The 18,423-nt window shown below is 36.0% G+C and carries 16 protein-coding genes and 1 pseudogene; 1 reads left to right on the forward strand and 16 read right to left on the reverse strand.

What is annotated here, in order from left to right; translation table 11 throughout:
• Positions 1-4: 4 nt before the first annotated feature.
• From C3L50_RS13895 to C3L50_RS13920, 6 genes are all read right to left on the reverse strand, one after another.
• On the reverse strand, positions 5-1,732 hold the full coding sequence (locus C3L50_RS13895; protein WP_103806786.1) for an alpha-L-arabinofuranosidase: 1,728 nt from the start codon (positions 1,730-1,732) through the stop codon (positions 5-7).
• A gap of 8 nt (positions 1,733-1,740) precedes the next feature.
• The gene (locus tag C3L50_RS13900) at positions 1,741-4,587 is read right to left on the reverse strand and encodes a TIM-barrel domain-containing protein (protein WP_207764338.1); all 2,847 of its coding nucleotides are present in this window, start codon (positions 4,585-4,587) and stop codon (positions 1,741-1,743) included.
• A 26-nt stretch (positions 4,588-4,613) separates the two neighbouring features.
• Positions 4,614-5,822, reverse strand: a complete 1,209-nt coding sequence (locus C3L50_RS13905; RefSeq protein ID WP_103806788.1) for an AGE family epimerase/isomerase — start codon at positions 5,820-5,822, stop codon at positions 4,614-4,616.
• A 92-nt stretch (positions 5,823-5,914) separates the two neighbouring features.
• Entirely contained in the window at positions 5,915-7,105 is a 1,191-nt protein-coding gene (locus C3L50_RS13910; RefSeq protein ID WP_103806789.1) for a glycoside hydrolase family 130 protein, read from the reverse strand.
• 23 nt (positions 7,106-7,128) lie between these two features.
• Positions 7,129-8,520 (reverse strand): MFS transporter, encoded by a 1,392-nt coding sequence (locus C3L50_RS13915; protein WP_103806790.1) that lies wholly within the window; start codon positions 8,518-8,520, stop codon positions 7,129-7,131.
• Between the two features lie 35 nt (positions 8,521-8,555).
• The gene (locus tag C3L50_RS13920; RefSeq protein ID WP_103806884.1) at positions 8,556-9,701 is read right to left on the reverse strand and encodes a glycoside hydrolase family 26 protein; all 1,146 of its coding nucleotides are present in this window, start codon (positions 9,699-9,701) and stop codon (positions 8,556-8,558) included.
• A 278-nt stretch (positions 9,702-9,979) separates the two neighbouring features.
• Between C3L50_RS13920 and C3L50_RS13925 the strand changes: the two genes are divergently transcribed.
• Positions 9,980-10,858 (forward strand): AraC family transcriptional regulator, encoded by an 879-nt coding sequence (locus tag C3L50_RS13925; RefSeq protein WP_103806791.1) that lies wholly within the window; start codon positions 9,980-9,982, stop codon positions 10,856-10,858.
• 83 nt (positions 10,859-10,941) lie between these two features.
• On the opposite strand, the gene C3L50_RS16240 is transcribed toward C3L50_RS13925, so the two are convergent.
• The 10 genes and pseudogenes from C3L50_RS16240 to C3L50_RS13970 all read right to left on the reverse strand — a co-directional run bounded on the left by C3L50_RS16240 (position 10,942) and on the right by C3L50_RS13970 (position 18,412).
• Positions 10,942-11,349, reverse strand: a complete 408-nt coding sequence (locus C3L50_RS16240) for a hypothetical protein (protein WP_133158894.1) — start codon at positions 11,347-11,349, stop codon at positions 10,942-10,944.
• A 219-nt stretch (positions 11,350-11,568) separates the two neighbouring features.
• Entirely contained in the window at positions 11,569-12,330 is a 762-nt protein-coding gene (gene trpA / locus C3L50_RS13935; RefSeq protein ID WP_103806793.1) for a tryptophan synthase subunit alpha, read from the reverse strand.
• A gap of 50 nt (positions 12,331-12,380) precedes the next feature.
• A complete protein-coding gene (locus tag C3L50_RS13940; protein WP_103806794.1) occupies positions 12,381-12,713 on the reverse strand; it encodes a gamma-glutamylcyclotransferase family protein in 333 nt (110 codons plus the stop codon).
• 22 nt (positions 12,714-12,735) lie between these two features.
• Entirely contained in the window at positions 12,736-13,917 is a 1,182-nt protein-coding gene (gene trpB, locus C3L50_RS13945; protein ID WP_243400389.1) for a tryptophan synthase subunit beta, read from the reverse strand.
• A gap of 48 nt (positions 13,918-13,965) precedes the next feature.
• A pseudogene (locus C3L50_RS16515) lies at positions 13,966-14,571 on the reverse strand (phosphoribosylanthranilate isomerase); the annotation flags it as partial.
• Between the two features lie 81 nt (positions 14,572-14,652).
• The gene (trpC, locus tag C3L50_RS13950; RefSeq protein ID WP_103806795.1) at positions 14,653-15,435 is read right to left on the reverse strand and encodes an indole-3-glycerol phosphate synthase TrpC; all 783 of its coding nucleotides are present in this window, start codon (positions 15,433-15,435) and stop codon (positions 14,653-14,655) included.
• A 2-nt stretch (positions 15,436-15,437) separates the two neighbouring features.
• Positions 15,438-16,430, reverse strand: coding sequence for an anthranilate phosphoribosyltransferase (gene trpD / locus C3L50_RS13955; RefSeq protein WP_103806796.1), 993 nt, complete (start codon positions 16,428-16,430; stop codon positions 15,438-15,440).
• A 71-nt stretch (positions 16,431-16,501) separates the two neighbouring features.
• Positions 16,502-16,909, reverse strand: coding sequence for a GNAT family N-acetyltransferase (locus C3L50_RS13960; protein WP_103806797.1), 408 nt, complete (start codon positions 16,907-16,909; stop codon positions 16,502-16,504).
• A 5-nt stretch (positions 16,910-16,914) separates the two neighbouring features.
• Positions 16,915-17,751: a c-type cytochrome gene (locus C3L50_RS13965; RefSeq protein WP_103806798.1), complete on the reverse strand. Its 837-nt coding sequence runs from the start codon at positions 17,749-17,751 to the stop codon at positions 16,915-16,917.
• Between the two features lie 94 nt (positions 17,752-17,845).
• Positions 17,846-18,412, reverse strand: coding sequence for an anthranilate synthase component II (locus tag C3L50_RS13970; protein WP_103806799.1), 567 nt, complete (start codon positions 18,410-18,412; stop codon positions 17,846-17,848).
• Positions 18,413-18,423: the final 11 nt, after the last annotated feature.

The raw sequence follows: 18,423 nt of genomic DNA on the forward strand, positions 1-18,423 counted from the left end.
AATATTATTGTTTTTCGATGACAACAAATACCGAAGAACGTGCAGGCAAAGTTACATTGGTTCCGTTTGTTGTTGATGCAGAATACGGTTTAATGGTTTCATAATTAGTAGGACCACCCGCTTCTAATGTTGGGCCAGTGCCATTGATGATTACTTTTCTTGAAAATTCACCGTTATCGGTATCGCCAACAAGAGAGTACCAATACATTCTTTTACCAGTGAGGAAATTATTTAATTTAATTTTTATTGTAATGGCAGTGGTAGCTTTGTTCACAAAAGTAATTCCCACTTTTCCATCCGAAAACGAAGAAGCATACACTTCGTAGTTTCCTGTGGCATCTTTGGTGGCATCGATAAGGCGATCTCCCATATTTTTTTGAAAATAATACATTTGATAGAAAGCTGGACGGGGATTTCCCTTAGGAATATTGGGTTCATCTCCATTGCTGAACAAACCGTGGTCGTCACCTTTACTCCAACCATTGAATAAGTCCCAACGTGCGGCAAGACCTATTTTGTTTTTTAAAACTTCGCCTAGCAATAAAACGCTGTGTAACCCATTAATATGCGATACTTGTTGCTTACTACCATTAGCAAAAATGTTCCATTCATCGAGTGCAAAAGGTTTAATTTGTCTATTATTGGCACTCAAACTATTTTTGACGTAGGTCGTGAATTCGTTTATTCTTGCTTTTGGTGTTTCTAAAATGGTAACAGCATCAACATTTGCAATTGCCGTAAAATAGCTGTGTAATACATAATAATCGGCTTCTTCGAGAATGGTAGGCAAGAGTTTGTCGTTCCAAGTTTTATTGTTGGTGCTCATCCAAGTTTCAGGTTTGGATTCAAATAGCACTGCGCCAATCTTGATGTTTGTATTCCCAACAGATTTGGCAGCTTCTCGCATTGCGGCAGCGATTATTTTGAAATGTTGAGCATACAATTCGCCTGTTAGAAATTCGGGTTGACCGTCTTTATTAAGTGCTGTATTGATGCGATATCTGGCTTCCCAATCGCCAAAATTTTCATTGCCAATTTCCCAATATTGGGTTCTGCCGTTGTCATATTTTACCCAATCGGCGGCTAATTTTGCAGCATCTTGAACTGGGTTTGTACCTGTTCCATATCGGGCATAGCCATAATTTACGGTTATTAAACCTTTGCTATTGGTGGCTTGCAAAAGTTGGTAATAGTTGTCTAATGAAATCGTCCAATTGGCGTCATTTTTTCCAAACCAAAAGTTAGAAGGAACAGTTGTACCGTCTGAATTGACCATAGTCGAAGGTACGGTTGAAGGATTGCTAGCTGCATTCCAAAAGTACACATCACTTATACTTCCACCAGGAAAGCGTATGATATTGGTTTTTAAATTGGTAAGATCGGATACTAATTTAGTATCTGTGACCATTTTGCCAGACCATAAATTGGCGTTGTTGCCATAAATAGTAGTAGGAATTTTGGTAATTACATTGGCATAATCAATTGTTACTGTCGAGTTTGTAGTTGTGGGAACTGCTGTTTCAACAAAATTTGTTGGCGAAGTCCAATTTTTTGGACTCCAATTGTCCATAAAGAAGCCTACTGTGTTTTCTACAGTTGGATCAACCTGTGGTTTTATCACGGGAACTTCAGGAGTTGGAGTTACTGGAATTGGTGTTGGATTTTCTTGACTCGAACAAGCCGAAAGCCCCAAAATAATGATCGCTACGATACTAATTTTGTATGTTTTCATATAAGTTTTTAGTATTGAACAGCAATTTTACTGCCATTGTACTTCACTTTTTTACCTTCATTTGCGTTTGAAGTCAATTGAAATGTTGCGTTTTTGTTTTTGCCAATAAAGACAATGTTAAAAACTCTATTTTTTAGCATTCCGTCAAAACTACCTTTTCTGTCGGCAATAGTTAGTGTTTTTGAAGCTTCGTTATATTGGAATTCTATGTTAGAAAATTTCCCTTTTTCGTAATTGTAATTGGTGTTTTCATCTTCGTATAAACTAAAATTAGCATCTTTTCCGGTGTAAACATAAATCGTAAAAGGTTCGGATGATTTTTGTGAAGTATATTCAATATTTGGACCACAAGGCAGGATAGAACCTTCTTTTACATACAATGGAATTTCATCGTAATCGGCTTTTGCTGTGATAGATTGACCACCTTCTAAGAATTCGCTAGTATAAAAATTGTACCAACCATTGGTGTTCGGCAAATACAACTCACGACTGCGTTTTTTGTATTCGGTTACAGGATTGACCAATATTGCTGGGCCAAACATAAACTGATCGGCGATATTTAATACTTTTTTATCAGAACTAAAATCCATTGGAAGTCCACGCATCATGGTGTAATCGTTTTGGTAGATTTGTCCCATTAACGAATAGATGTAAGGCATCAATCGGTAACGCAATCTATTAGTATTTAAGATGCTTTTGTAAGCTGGATGATCTTCGGGTGCAATGTTGAATATTTCTCTGTATGGAAATTGACCGTGAGCTCTAAAAAGCGGACAGAAAACACCATATTGATACCAACGTGCGTTTAATTCTCTCCATTCTTCAAGAGTTTCACCAGTAGCTTTTTCATAACGAGTTTCTACAGAAAAACCTCCAATATCAGTTGTCCAATAGGGCAATCCAGACATTGAAAAGTTCAAACCTGCTGGAATTTGATTTTTCAAATCTTCCCATCTTGAACCAATATCACCGCTCCAAGTGGCTGCCGCATAGCGTTGCAATCCTGCAAAACCAGAACGTGTTAGCATAAAGATTCGTTTGTTGGGATCAACGCTGCGTTGCCCTTCATAAATTCCTTTGGCGTTCATTAGCGAGAAAGCATTATAATTGATTTCTGCCGCTCCAAGAAAGGTGTTTCCAATCATTTCTTTTCGAACTTCGGGTGGCATATTGCTGTGAATATCTGGTTCTGAGGCATCCATCCACCAAGCGTCAATTCCTGTACTGTAGATATTTTTGTTGATTAATTTCCAAAATTCTTTTCGAGCATCGGGATTGTAAGGATCATAAATAGCGTTGTTGAATCCTAACCAGTCTTTACGGTTTTCGGCTACGTTTCTTTTTAAAATATAGCCTTTTGCGTCTAAATCTTTGTAGTTTTGAGTGTCTTCATAGAATTTTGCCCAAACCGAAATCATTAAATTAGTATTGTATTTTTCGTGCAATGTTTTCATCATTCCTTTTGGGTCTGGAAAACGTGCTGGGTCAAATTCTTGACTTCCCCATTGGCCTTCTCTCCAGTATCTCCAATCGAGTACAATATTGTCTAATCCAATTTTTCTTTTTCGGAATTCGGCAACAGTAGTCAAAATTTCGTCTTGTGTATTATAGCGTTCACGGCTTTGCCAAAATCCCATTGACCATTTTGGCATCATCGTTGCTTTGCCCGTAAGGGTTCTATAACCGCTAATTACTTCGTCGATATTTTTTCCAGAAACAAAGAAATAATCTATTTTTTGCCCTGCTTCTGATTCAAAAGCGAATTCATTTTTTTGAGCTTCAGTTTTCGGTTTTGACCAAGTGAAACTTATGAAAGATTCATTTCCTAATGGATCCCATTCGATTTTTAGTTTGTGTTTTACTCCTTTTTCAAGATTGATTCGAATTAATTCGTTGGTAGCATTCCATCCTTGTCTCCATCTTGCAGCTACTAATTTATCGTCAATATAAACATTGGTGTATCCTGATAACCAAAGATTGAATTGGTGTTCACCTGAAAAATCAGATTCGAAAGAGCCTTCCCATTTTACAAGTGTATTTTCTAATTTAATTCCTTCAGGAAGCTGTTTTAATGATGGAATATAACTGTAATCAATATAGGATTCTGGACGAGTAAGTACTTTTTTAGGGTCTTTTTTATCTGTGTATGTTGCTGTCAACCAACCTTTGTCTCCAGTAGCAGAATACAATCTTAGCGTAGAAATTTTATCATAATTTTGAGTATCTATCGACTTTGTAAGTGAATTATTGTCCCACAAAATGCCATAATTTTTGCTGGATACCAAGAATGGAATCGCCACTTCGGTATTGTATTGCGATAATAAAACTTTAGTGCCTTTGTAATTGAAAGCACCATTTTGATGTTGTCCTAAACCGTACAAAGCTTCATCAGTTTCGCTGGTGAAGGATTGTTTTACGATATAGGATTGTTTGCCATCCAATGTGGTTCCTGTAATGGTTTTTCCGCCACCTTTGGTTTCTTGTAAGAGTGTTTTTCCAGCCCTATCTTTAAATACTATTTCACCTGTTTCTATCGAAACGGTGGCTTTCAAATTTTTTGTCGAAAGGGTCGCAGTATCGTTTGAATTTATCACTTCAAATGGAGTCGAGTTTGGTTTTAAATCGAGAAGCATCAAGCTTTTTGTAGTGTCAAAAGTAGTGGTTGGGCTAGCTGTGATGTGTAAAATAGCATTTGAAACTACTTGTATTCTTAGAACAGCGGCATCGTTTTGTTGTGGCTTTTTAATTTTAATTTCAATTCCATCGCTCAGTTTTGTTACATTTTCTTGAGCCGAAACTTGGAAAAAAGGTAGAATGATAAATAAAAATAGAAATTGTGGTTTTAGTTTTTTCATTTGGATAGGTAATTTAAGTAACGATTTTATTTAGCTAAAGGTAAGTTTTTTATTCGATAAATCAATTCGATGCATGCTCTACTATTGTGATAGGGGCATTTCCAAAATCCCGTTTTGTCTTTTTCAATTTTGGAGTAATCTTGGTTGATTCCCCAAATCCATTCTCCATTTTCGGGGTCTAAGATGTATTGCTTTACAAATTCCCAGTTTTTAAGTACAACATCCAAGTATTTTTTGTCATTTGTCATTTGGTAGGCATTAAAAAAACCAATCATCAATTCGGATTGTGGCCACCAATGTTTCTCTGCCACCAAGGTGTTGGTTTCGGGCTCTAATTCGTACCAAAGTCCTCCATCTTTTGAGTCAATTCCTTCGAAAGTGGCATCGGTTAAGAGAATAGCGTATTTTTTGTAACGCTCAATTATGTTTTCATCACCCGAAATTTCAGCACATTGTAATAATAACCAAGCAGCTTCAATATCGTGTCCATAAGAAATCACGTCTGGCTTTTCGATCCAATTTTCGTTAAAAAACAGTTTTAAATGCCCCGTTTTTTGGTCGATAAAATGGGTTTCTATGACTTCGAGTAATTCTATAATGTCTTTTTGTAAACCTTCGTTTTTCCAGACTTTATACAAATTAGCATAGCCTTCAACAATGTGTAAATGAGTATTCATTGTCTTTTTTTCGTTGGCATCTTTATCGCTCAAACGCAAATCTTCGATGGGTTGCCAATCGCGGGTAAAAGCTTCGAAATAGCCTTTGTTAATGGGGTCGTAACTGTATTCCTGTATTTTTTTATACAGTGCTATTGCATATTTTAAAGCTCTTTCATCATTAGAAATTGCGTAATATTCGCTCATTCCATAAATGGTAAAGGCTAGTGCATAAATTTGGTTTTTGGTGTCTTTTGGTGTTTTATCAGGATTGATGCTCCAAAAAATTCCACCAAATTCCGCATCATAAAAATGGGCAATAACATATTTAAAAGCTTGTTTTGCAAGCTGTTTGTGTGCTTTATTTTTAGTGATAGAATAAGCAGCAGCGAATGACCAAAGAATCCGAGCATTGAGTACAGAACCTTTTTCGGCTTCGAAATTTTTAAACTCTTTGTAATCAATTTGACCAATAAAACCACCGTTTTTTGAGTCAATAGTGTGTTTCGACCAATATTCAAGAATGTTGTCGAGTTCAGCGGTTAATTCGGTTTTAAGATTATTAGTTTTTTGAGTCACAGTTTAATTTTTTATAACTATTTTGTTTATAAATGCGGATGGAGACCGCTAGTCGCATCCGCAAAGTCGGAGACTTTGCGGAGCAGAATTTATTATTTAATTTCTTTGTTCTTGTTCACTTGAGCAATGATAGTATTTACTGAACCTGCAGATATGAAAGTGTCTTCGGGTGTATTCATCACATAATCTACTAATTGATCTACGGAAGAAACAGCTACATGCATTCGAGTATCTGAAGAAGCATAATAAATGAAAACTGTTCCGTCTTCATCAGCAATCCAACCATTGGAGAACAAAACATTGGACACGTCTCCAACTCTTTCGGACTCTTGAGGCGCCATAAAATGTCCAGCAGGAACGTGAGTTACTTTCGAAATATCATTTAAATCGGTCATAAACATATAGAGTGTGTAGCGTAATCCAGCAGCGGTATTTCGAACTCCGTGTGCCAAATGCAACCAACCTTTTTCGGTTTTAATTGGAGCTGGGCCCAAACCATTTTTGAGTTCATAAACGGTGTGGTATTGTTTTCCGAAGATTATTTTTTCTTCTTTTACAATTGGATTTAACATATCATCGATATAACCCAATCCAATTCCACCACCACTTCCTACATCAATAAATCCATCTTGTGGTCGAGTGTAAATAGCATATTTCCCGTTTACAAATTCTGGATGCAAGACAACATTTCTTTGTTGACCTGTATTTGAAATTAAATCGGGCAAACGTTCCCAATTCACTAAATTATTTGTGCGCACAATTCCTGCATTGGCAATAGCCGAACTGGTATCGTCTTTTGGAGCGTTGGGATCTTTTCTTTCGGTGCAAAAAATGCCGTAAATCCAACCGTCTTCGTGGTTGATTAAACGCATATCATAGACATTGGTATCGGGCTCATCGGTTTGTGGAATCACGCAAGGTTTATCCCAAAATTGGAAATTATCAACTCCATTTGGACTTTCGGCAATAGCAAAAAATGATTTTCTGTCCACACCTTCTACACGAACGGCAAGAATGTATTTATTGTTCCATTTCATCGCACCAGCGTTGAATGTTGCATTGATGCTAATGCGTTCCATCATAAATGGATTGGTGGCTTCATTTAAATCAAATCTCCATTCTATTGGTGCGTGATTTCGGGTTAGAACTGGATTTTTATACCTGCTGAAAATTCCATTTCCGGCACTTGATTGTGGTTCGTTTTTTTTCTCAATCAATTCTTTAAATTCGTTTTGGATAGCCGCTTTTCTTTTATCAAAAAGTGTATTTGTTGTTGTGTTCATAATCGATATTGCTAAATCAAAGATTAATTTGTTGTATTTCTTTGTTGGGTTAATTCGTGTTCGATGGTTTCTAGTTTTTCTTCATTTAATGGATAAAGAAGTATGAAGAGTACTGAAACTCCAGCAGCAATTGCAGGAAGAATACTCAACATTAATTGTATTCCGTTTTGGGTTACTGCGGTTTGAACAACATTAGCTTGAAAACCATAATATCCCAATAGCCATCCTGTTGCAGCTCCGCCAATTGTCCAGCCAAATTTTTGTGACATGGAGGATGCTGAAAAGATAAGTCCAGTAGCTCTTCGGCCTTGTTTCCATTCCGAATAATCGGCGCTATCGGCATACATAGACCAGATTAATGGGAAAATACAACCTGCACAAATGCTTATCAATACTTGGAAAACCATAATTAAGAGTACGTCTTCTTTTCCAAGGAAATAGAAGAATACACTTAAAATTGCCGCCAAGGCCATTGCTCCAAAAAAGGTGTTCTTTTTTCCGATTTTGTTGGCGATTGGTGTGGCTGCGATTACTCCGATGATATTGGCAGCTTGACCTAAAACTAAGTAAAAGGAGGTGGGTGTCATGGCAAAATTTTCGCCAAACACATTGAAACTATAACTTACAGTACTGCTTACAAAATATTTAAAATAATAAACAGCAGCACCATCGCGAATAGAATTGAAAACCAAGGCGCCAATTCCAGCCCCTAAAAGAATCCACCAAGGACGATTTTTTAATAAGTCGCTTAAATCTTCTTTCAAATTGGGTTTTTCGTCTGAAATGGGTACCACTCTTTCTTTGGTTAGAAAAAAGCAACCCCAAAAGAAAATTGTGGTAATCATTCCGAAAACAATTATGGTGTATAACCAGCCTGTTTTTGAATTCAAACTCCCTCCAAAATGATTTACCAAAGGCTCGATTAACCAAAGTGCTAATAAGCTTCCGCCAAAAGCAAAAACCATGCGATAGGAGGAAAGGGTTGTTCTTTCTTTTCGGTCTGAGGACATTACCCCAAGTAATGAAGCATAAGGAACGTTGATTATAGAATACACCATCATCATTAAAGAATAGGTTACATAAGCATAAATTATTTTTCCTTTTTCGTCAAAATCTGGAGTGTAAAAAGTTAAGATTCCAATGATGGCAAATGGGATAGCTGTCCATAAAAGATAAGGTCTAAATTTGCCCCAACGTGTTTTGGTTCGGTCAGCCATAATACCAACAAAAGGGTCAAAACATGAATCCCAAATTCGAGTAATGAGGAACATGGTTCCAACAACTGCTGGTGCTATTCCGAATACATCGGTGTAAAAAAACATCAGATACATACTGAATATTTTCCAAAACATAGACGAAGCTGCGTCTCCCAGGCCGTAACCTACTTTTTCTTTTAAATTAATTTTTTCGTGCATTGGTTGGTTGTTAATTTCGATGATTGGGTTAGTACTTATTTATTATATAATTTTTCTTTTGCGGCTTCTTTTTCGAATAAAATTTGGTCTAGATTATAAAAATCAACAAAATCTTTTTCGCTTATTTGTCCTTTATAAGGAGCGTAGTAGTGCATTTTTTTCTCATCTTCTTTCCATCCGTGATTTCGCCATAACAAAACATAAGAAATTTTATAATCGCCAATAGCTTTCATCAAAGTGTTCGTCCACCATTTGTCATACGGAATGGCTTCGTAACCTGTTTCGGCAAAAGCCATAATTTTGTTTTGTTCTTGGGCTATTTCGTTCATTATTTTGAATTGTCTTTGGCAATTTTCTACAAAGGAATTGTCTTTTGTTGGGTCATTGTATTGGTAATTGTCAAAACTCAAAACATCCGCATAATTAAAACCGGGATAATAGTCTAAAAAATCTTCTTTGGATTTGAAATCGGCAGTATTGTAAACGTAGATTAAATTATGAAGTCCTTTCGCTTGAAAATAATCGAAGGTAAATTTCCACAAAGTCTTAAATTCTTCGGGGCTTGCATTGTTTTTGCACCACCAAAACCAAGTACCTGTCAATTCGTGATACGGACGAAAAAGAATTGGAATGGTTTTTCCGTTTTTATCTTTTAATGTTAGAATGAATTTTGCAACTTCATCCATCCAAGATTTAAATTTTTCGTGATTTTTTCCTCCAGGTAAGGCAGAAACGAGTGATTTTGGCGTGGTGTCCCAAGCGTTTTTACCCGTTAACGGATTGTCAACATGCCAACTAAGCGTGATTAATCCTCCACGAGAATGCCCATCTATTATATATTTTCGCATTTTGTCAAAAGGAACTCCATCAATATTTTTATCGGATTTTTTTTCTAATCCGCTAATATCCCAACCATAAACTGCAGGATAGTCGCCGGTAACGTCTTTTACATCGCTTCTTCCTGCTTCATATTTCCAATTTACACCATAGGCCAAATCGTCTTGGTGACCAAAAAGGATTCCTTTATTGACTAAGGTTACTAAATTTTTATACATTATTTTAGTTTCAACTGTCGCTTTTGGGTCGGCCAATGATGGTTTAGTATTAGTAGTTTGGGCTTTCGAGGCACAAGATATTCCTATATTAATAATGATGACGAACAGAATTAGGTGTTTTTTCATGGTTTTTGAGTTGTTGTTTGGAATCACTTTGATGCTGTTTTTTTTTGATAAATTACTGAGAATTAATTCATTCTGTAAATTTTTATAATAGGAATGATTTTTCTGTAGAATTATTAAAATCATAAAAACTAGTAAGGTTTATAACGATTAGTGTTTTTTATAAATATTAATTCTAAAAATACTGTAATTATATCTTTTCAAAGATAATTTGATGATACAAGTTTTAATAATATTATTTTATCATTTATATATCCTATTATTGCAAATAAAAACTCGATATGAGTAATTTGAAAAAATTTTACAGAGAAATACCGCCACTTTCCCCGCAAGATAGTTTTTTGGTTTTCGATAGAGTTAAAGATACTTTTGATTTTCCAGTGCATTATCACCCTGAGTATGAGATTAATTTTATCCTAAATGGCAAAGGTGTAAAACGGGTCGTAGGCGATAATATCGAAGATATTGACAGTGTAGAATTGGTTTTGATTGGTCCTAATTTATACCACGGATGGGAATTAAATAAATGCACTAGTGATAAAATTCACGAAATAACCATTCAATTTGATACTAATTTATTTCCCGATTCTTTGCTTTCTAGACGAATTATGAATCCTATAAAGGAGATGTTTAATCGTTCGATTCATGGGATTTTATTCTCAAAAAAAGTAGCCGAAGAGCTGACTCCCAGACTTATTAAATTATCAAAATTAGACGGAATGGATTATTTTTTGGAGATCACTTCGCTCTTGTTTGATCTTGCAAACTCCCGAAATCAAAGGCTTCTTTCAACTTACACTGTTGATTATGCCACTTTTGAAGATTACGACAAAATGAAGTTGGTGTATGAATATGTTCAGAAAAAATTTGCCGAAAAAATAACTCTCGAAGACGTTTCGAGCGTTGCTAATATGACTAGTATTTCCTTTAATCGATTTATAAAAAAACGTACAGGTAAAACATTTGTCAATTACATAAACGACATCCGAATTGGGTATGCGGCAAGATGGTTGGTCGAGAAAGATATGAGTATTTCCGAAATTGCCTTTAAGTCTGGGTATAACAATCTGGCTAATTTTAATCGAAGTTTTAAAGCTATAAAAAACCGAACTCCAAGCCAATATCGGGATGATTTTTCGGGGTTGAAGAGGATACTTTAGAATATTGGTTTAAGGTTATCTAATTATTTTGATATGAGAACTTTTTTGGGGGTTGTGTAACGGCTACGGCTGTTGGCAGTAGTTCATCTATTTCTCGGTTTCTTGATTCTGAGCCAAATTCCAAATATTCCAATTCCGCTAAAATTTGCAATAAAGTAAAAAAGTGCACTATCCAATATTGCTGGAGATTTCAATTCGTCCCAATTTGAATCATAACCATATATCATCCCTAAAATTTTGTCGACAAGTATTCCCGAGCCAATTAGTACAATAATTGATACTATTCCAGCGTAAACAAATTTCTCGACAAAGATTAATTTCTCTGTTGTCATTAAGTAAACTAACATATTCAAAATTGTAATTAGGAAATAGAATCCGTATGCTGGCTCACCGTAATAATCTCCATGATATGGTGATTCTAAAAATACTGAACAGAAGGTCAATAATAATACTATGAAAAGTATCCTATATTTAGTGAATTTGTCAATCATTCGCGTAGTTTCTATAGATATGCATGTGAATTACCACCAACTATTATATACTCGCTACTAGCTAGCGACTATACACCCCAAATAGGTTAGATTGTTGCAACAAAGTTTTTTGCTTTGCTAATATATAAATAATTCTTTACAAACCACTTCCAAATAAGTATAAAAAAACGACGTTTAAATCAATTTTAAACGCCGTTTTATATTTATATTAAAGTAAATTTATCGAATTCCCTTCACAAATTCTCCAATTTTTGAAGTACCTTCTTCAGATAAATGTTTGATAAAAGCACTTCCAATAATTGCCCCTTTGGCAAATTGTGTGGCTTGATTAAAAGTTTCTTGATTGCTAATTCCAAAACCTACAATTTGAGGATTTTTCAGGTTCATATCGGCAATGCGTTTAAAATAGTCTTCTTGTGTGCTTCCAAAACCCGATTGCGAACCCGTAACACTAGCCGAACTCACCATATAAATAAATCCATCCGAAACGCTGTCAATAAAACGAATGCGCTCGTCAGAGGTTTGAGGTGTAATTAGGAATATGTTTTTGAGTCCGTATTTGTCGAAAGTAGCTTTGTATTCATCTGCATAAACATCAACTGGAAGATCTGGAATAATTAATCCATCAATACCAATTTCGGCACATTTCTGGCAAAAAGCTTCTACACCATATTGCAGCATTGGATTAAAATATCCCATAATCACTAACGGAATGGAGACTGTTTTCCGAATATCTTTGAGTTGGTCAAACAAAACTTGAGTAGTCATTCCGTTTTGCAAAGCTTGAGTCGAACTAGCTTGAATCGTAGGTCCATCAGCCAAAGGATCACTAAAAGGTAATCCAATTTCTATCATATCAACCCCGTTTTTTTCTAAATCTTGAATGATTTGCACGCTATCGTTTAGGCTCGGATATCCTGCCGAAAAATAGATGGAAAGTATTTTTTTGTTTTCTTGTAATTTTTGATTTATTCTGTTCATTTTATGTTTGTAGCAGCACTATATGATGCTTTTTTGAATTTAGAAATATTTTAAAAGTGGGTTAAATTAGCAGCACTATAAGCCCAAGCTTTTTGGTTCGAATGCAAATGTACTGCTACTCGTTTGTAATGCAATCCTTCATACAAATCCGCTTGATTCAGTTCGTGTTCTGTAAGCTCATATACAATTCCATCTATGAAATCCTCTTCATTATTAGTTTCTACAATAACTGGATATTGAACTATTCCAAATTCTTCTTCGATCTGAATTCTCTTTAAAATATATCCTATCAATTTTTCGGGGGTTCCGGTTAGAACACGTCCAAAAAGGTTTTCTTGTACATCATCATGTTGCAAAGTTCCGTAGGTGAATAATTGTATCATAGCATGCAGTTTTTAACGTCAATTATAATTTAAAATAATCTATATAGGTGTTCAAATCTTTGTCGCCACGACCTGAAAGGCTGATTACGACAATATCTTCGGGTTTGAAATTCTTGTCATTTAAGACCGCCAAAGCGTGTGAAGATTCTATCGCAGGGATAATACCTTCGAGTTTGCAAAGTTCTAATCCTGCTTTCATAGCATCGTCATCGGTTACAGAGAAAAATTCGGCACGACCGGTTAGCGCCAAATGTGCGTGCATTGGTCCAACTCCAGGATAATCCAATCCAGCCGAAATAGAATAGGGTTCGGTTATTTGACCGTCGGGAGTTTGCATCAATAAGGTTTTGCAACCGTGAATGACACCTACTTTTCCCAGTTTGCTTGTGGCAGCACTGTGTCCAGAATTGACTCCTTTTCCAGCGGCTTCTACAGCTATAATACTCACTTCGGGCTCGTGCAAAAAGTGGTAATAGGTTCCTGCTGCATTACTTCCGCCACCGATACAAGCTACAACATAATCAGGGTTTTCACGTCCTTCCTTTTCTTTTAACTGCCATTTAATTTCTTCAGAAATAACACTCTGAAAACGAGTTACCATATCAGGATAAGGATGTGGACCAATGGCTGAACCAATGATGTAATGCGTATCGACAGGATTGTTAATCCAATCGCGAATGGCTTCATTAGTAGCATCTTTTAACGTTCTTGAACCAGAAAGTGCTGCACGAACTTCAGCGCCCAACATCTTCATTCGAGCTACATTTGGAGCCTGACGAGCGATGTCAATTTCACCCATATACACGATGCATTCCAATCCCATAAGAGCACAAACGGTAGCTGTGGCCACTCCGTGCTGACCTGCTCCAGTTTCGGCAATGATTCTTTTTTTGCCTAGTTTTTTGGCTACTAAAATCTGACCAATAGTATTGTTGATTTTGTGTGCTCCAGTATGATTCAAATCTTCTCTTTTCAGATAGACTTTGGTGTTGTATTTTTCAGAAAGTCTTTTGGCAAAATACAACGGACTTGGGCGACCTACATAATCTTTTAGCAATTGGTCAAATTCGGCTTTAAATTCGGGTTGAGCCGTGATTTCAAGATATTTTTGACGTAATTCTTCCACATTTGGATATAACATTTCAGGGATATATGCTCCTCCAAATTCTCCGTAATAGCCTTTTTCGTTAACGTTGTATGACATTTTTATTTTTTTAATTGTAGAGACGTAATGCGTTGCGTCTCTGCATAATTGTATATTTTTTAATCCAGGTTCAATTTCAAATTTACTGTTTACATCAATGGCATAAATGGGTAAATTCGTTTTCAAAATTTCATTTATGGCCTCTATATTATCCATTCCGATTCCGCCACTCAAGAAAAACGGCTTCGTCGAAGGGTATTTTTCTAAAACTTTCCAATCAAAAGAGGTTCCGTTTCCACCAGGCAATTTTCCTTTGGTGTCAAAAAGAAAATAATCACACACTTTTTCGTATGGTTTGAGCAAATCAAAGTCAAAGGTATCTAAAATTGAAAATACTTTTATGATATCTATCAGGTTTGGTATATTTTTTTTTAAATTTTCACAAAATTCAACAGATTCGGTACCGTGAAGCTGAATGGCTTGCAAATCGTGCATTTCAATTTTCTTTAGAATTTCTTCTAAAGAAGCATTGACAAAAACGCCTACTTTCTTAATAGACTTAGGCAGTTCGGGAATTATTCCATCAAAATAACGTGCCGATTTCTCCCAGAATATAAAACCCATATAATCGGGTAGGAGCTCGCATACTTCGAGCATGTTTTCGGGGTATTTCATTCCGCAGATTTTGAGTTTCATAGTTTTAGTTTTTGCCATAGATTTGCTTCGCCTATTTGCTGTCGCTTGGGTCACAGATTTTCACAGATTTGATTCGTGTAAATTTGTGAAATTTGTGTCTTATTTTAATTGCTTAATAAATTCTGTTGCTGCTTTTCCAGCATTGTCGGTTTTCATAAAGTTTTCTCCAATCAAGAAGCCTTTGTAACCATATGGTTTTAATTCGTTAATCGCTTCAATGGACGAAATGCCGCTTTCGGAGACTTTCACGAAATCATTCGGAATTTGGTTGGCCAATTCTTTGCTGAAATCTAGGCTAACCTCGAAAGTTTTCAGATTTCTGTTGTTCACGCCAATCATATCTAATGTAGGCATAATTGATTTTTCCAGTTCTTCCTGATTGTGAACTTCCAATAAAACTTCCAATCCTAAACTTTTGGCAAACTCTGATAATGATTTGATTTCCTTGCGAGTCAAAACTGCTGCGATTAATAAAATCAAATCGGATCCGTGGGCTTTGGCTTCCAATATTTGGTATTCATCCACAATGAATTCTTTTCGTAATAACGGAATATTTACCGATGCTCTCGCTAAAAGTAAATCGTCTAAAGAACCGCCAAAATATTTTCCGTCTGTTAAAACCGAAATGCCGCAGGCACCAGCACTTTCATATCCTTTTACCACTTCTTCAACGGTGAAACTATAATTTATTTCAGCTTTCGAAGGTGAACGACGTTTGTGTTCGGCGATGATTCCAGAGTTGCTGTTTTTTAAATTTTGACTCAAAGAAATCGTCTTTTTTTCAAAGAAAACCGAAGTTTCCAATTGCGAAACAGGAATGATGGATTTCTTGAGAATAACTTCTTTTTTTTTGTCGATTATGATTCTGTCGAGTATGTTCATTTTTATTTACTTAATTCTTGTAATTTATTCAATGCTGTCAATGCTTTACTTGAAAGCAAACTTTCTTTTGCCAACTGGAAACTTTCCAAAGCAGAATTTCCGTTCACCGTTGCAATTGCCATCGCCGCATTGGCACAAACCACATTATTCTGAGCTTCATTTCCTTTTCCGGAAATGATATTCATAAACATTGCTGCCGATTCTTCTATGGTTTTTCCGCCTTCGATTTCGCTTTGCAATAATTGTCGAACGCCAAAATCTTCTGGTTTCAGCACGCCTTCCATTCTTTTCGTAATGGTCTTCGTTGGGCAGGTCAAAGATACTTCATCATACCCGTCCAGCGAATGTAAAATGGTAAAATTCATATCGGTGTTTTGATACAAATAGGCATATTTTCTGGCGAGTTCTAAATTGAAAACACCTACCAATTGATTTTGAGGAAAAGAAGGATTTATCATTGGTCCGAGCATATTGAAAAAGGTTCTCACACCTAATTCTTTTCTAATGGGGCCCACGTTTTTCATTGCAGGGTGAAACAAAGGTGCGTGCAAAATGCAAATCCCAGCCTGATCAATACATTTTTCCAAAAAATCATTATTATTACTGAATTTTACGCCTAGTTTTTCCATTACATTGCTGGAACCCGAAATAGACGAAACCCCATAATTCCCGTGTTTCGCCACTTTGATTCCTGCTCCAGCTGCCACAAAAGAAGCTAAAGTGGATATGTTGAAAGTGTCTTTTCCATCGCCCCCAGTTCCGCACAAATCGATAGTGTTGTAAGTGGATAAATCCACCCGAACACACAATTCCAGCAAGGCTTCGCGAAAACCGGCCAATTCATCAATACTGATGCTTCGCATCATATAAACGGTAAGAAAAGCAGCAATTTGACTCGGATTGTAATTTCCGTTGGATATGTTGAACAACACGTTTTTGGCTTCTTCCTTGGAAAGCATTTCGTGGTTGATGAGTCTATTTAATATATTTTTCATTTTGATTTAAGATTCTAAGTTTTATTTTTGAACGGGCACTGCTAACTAAATACTGATAACTGACTACTTTTTTAGTGTTCGTTTCCAGAATAAATCCACATTGGTTTCGTATTTCCAGCACGTTCAAATCCATTTTTTTTATAAAAATCTATTGCTTTTCCATCAGCTGTTAGCATTTGCATATGGAAATCTTTATATTTTTCTTGCATTTTATCCATAATCATCTTGCCAATTCCTTTCCCTTGATAGTCTGGAAGGACTAATAAATGCGGATAATAAACGGTTAAATGTCCATCGGAAATGGCGTTTCCAAGTCCAACCAATTTTTCATTGTCCCAAGCGGTTACCAAAGTTTCAGAATTCAAAAGTCCGTTATATAATTGATTCGGTTTATTTGCCGAACTCCATTCATTTGCTTTATAAAGTTCTAAAATGTCTTCAAGATTTAAATCTCTTCGATCGGAAATTTGGATATTCATTTGGCTTATATTTTCTTTTTATTTTCAGACATATATTTTAAATAATCAACAATTTCCTGGGATTGTTGTTTGGTGATTCCGAGTGTCGGCATTTTTACCTTGTTTCTGAAAGAAGCCGGATTCACAATGTAATTTACCAATTCGTTTTCTTTCCAATATTCGGTCACGCTTTTCGGATAATTCAATTCCGGTCCCATTGTTCCTCCGATGCCGTTTATCGAATGGCAAGTTAGGCACTGATTTTTGAATAATGTATAGCCCGTTTCCAATTTTTTGTTTTTCAGAGGATACAATTCCAAAGTTGATTTATTCAGCGGTTCCAAATAGATTTTCACCAGATTATAAGGCCATTTGTAACGCGAATCTTTTTCCGAAATCGAAGGATAAACAATGTAAAATGGTTCAGCATTCATCTCGTTCCCTTCCTTTAGAATAGGTTCCCATTTGCTTCCTTTTGGCGCGTCAACATCTTCAAATGCCAAAAACGGATTGGCGTTTAAAAACAATTCCAAAGGCATTTCAGGTTTGTAACCATCCACACATTCAAACACTATTTTGGTGTTTTTGCTGTCGATTTTGTTTAATTCAATTTCAGTTTTAACCAAAAGCGACGCACTCACGGCTTTGTATTTCTTTGCTTTGTGATAAACAGGATCATTCACAATGGTCACAAGCGTATCTTTTCCTAATTTGTTATTTGCCTGTAAATCCAATAAATCCAAAACCATTTCGGGTTGGGAAATACTCGTGGTTTCTATTTTTTGCTCCTTCTTTTGATTGCAAGAAAGGATGCTAAAAATAAAAAGACAAGAGAGTATAAGATGGATTTTAGCTGTTTTCATTTTATTTACCGTAAGGTAGGGACGTGTTGCAGTGCAACGTTTCTTTTTTATTGTTTTTTTATTAACAATGTACAGACGTTGTATTGCAACGCCTCTACGATTTCAACCAATTCTCCAAAATCTTCTTTCCATTTGGTGTCAACACACTTTCCGGATGAAATTGCACGCCGCGAACATCGTATGTTTTGTGACGCAAAGACATTACTTGTCCGTTTTCGTCAAATGAAGTGGCTTCCAAAACATCTGGTAAATTGGCATCAACCACCCAGGAATGATAGCGTCCCACTTCGAATTCATTTCCTAAACCTTCAAATAAAAGTTCATCATTAACAGATGTTTTTACCATTGAGGAAACTCCGTGATACACTTTGTCCAAATTAGATAATGTCCCGCCAAAAACTTCTCCAATAGCCTGTTGGCCAAGGCATACACCAAGAATACTTTTGGTTGGAGCATATTTAGCGATTACAGGTTTCAATAATCCTGCTTCATCAGGAATTCCAGGTCCTGGAGAAAGTAATATTTTGTCGAAATGAGCAATTTCGTCAATATCAAATTCATCGTTTCTGTACACGGTAACTTCACAATCCAAATCTTCAAGGTAATGCACCAAGTTGTAAGTGAAGCTGTCGTAATTGTCTATAACTAGTATTTTTTTCATTTTGTTATTTT

The organism is Flavobacterium alvei, from assembly GCF_002920895.1.
In the GTDB taxonomy this organism is placed as follows: domain Bacteria; phylum Bacteroidota; class Bacteroidia; order Flavobacteriales; family Flavobacteriaceae; genus Flavobacterium; species Flavobacterium alvei.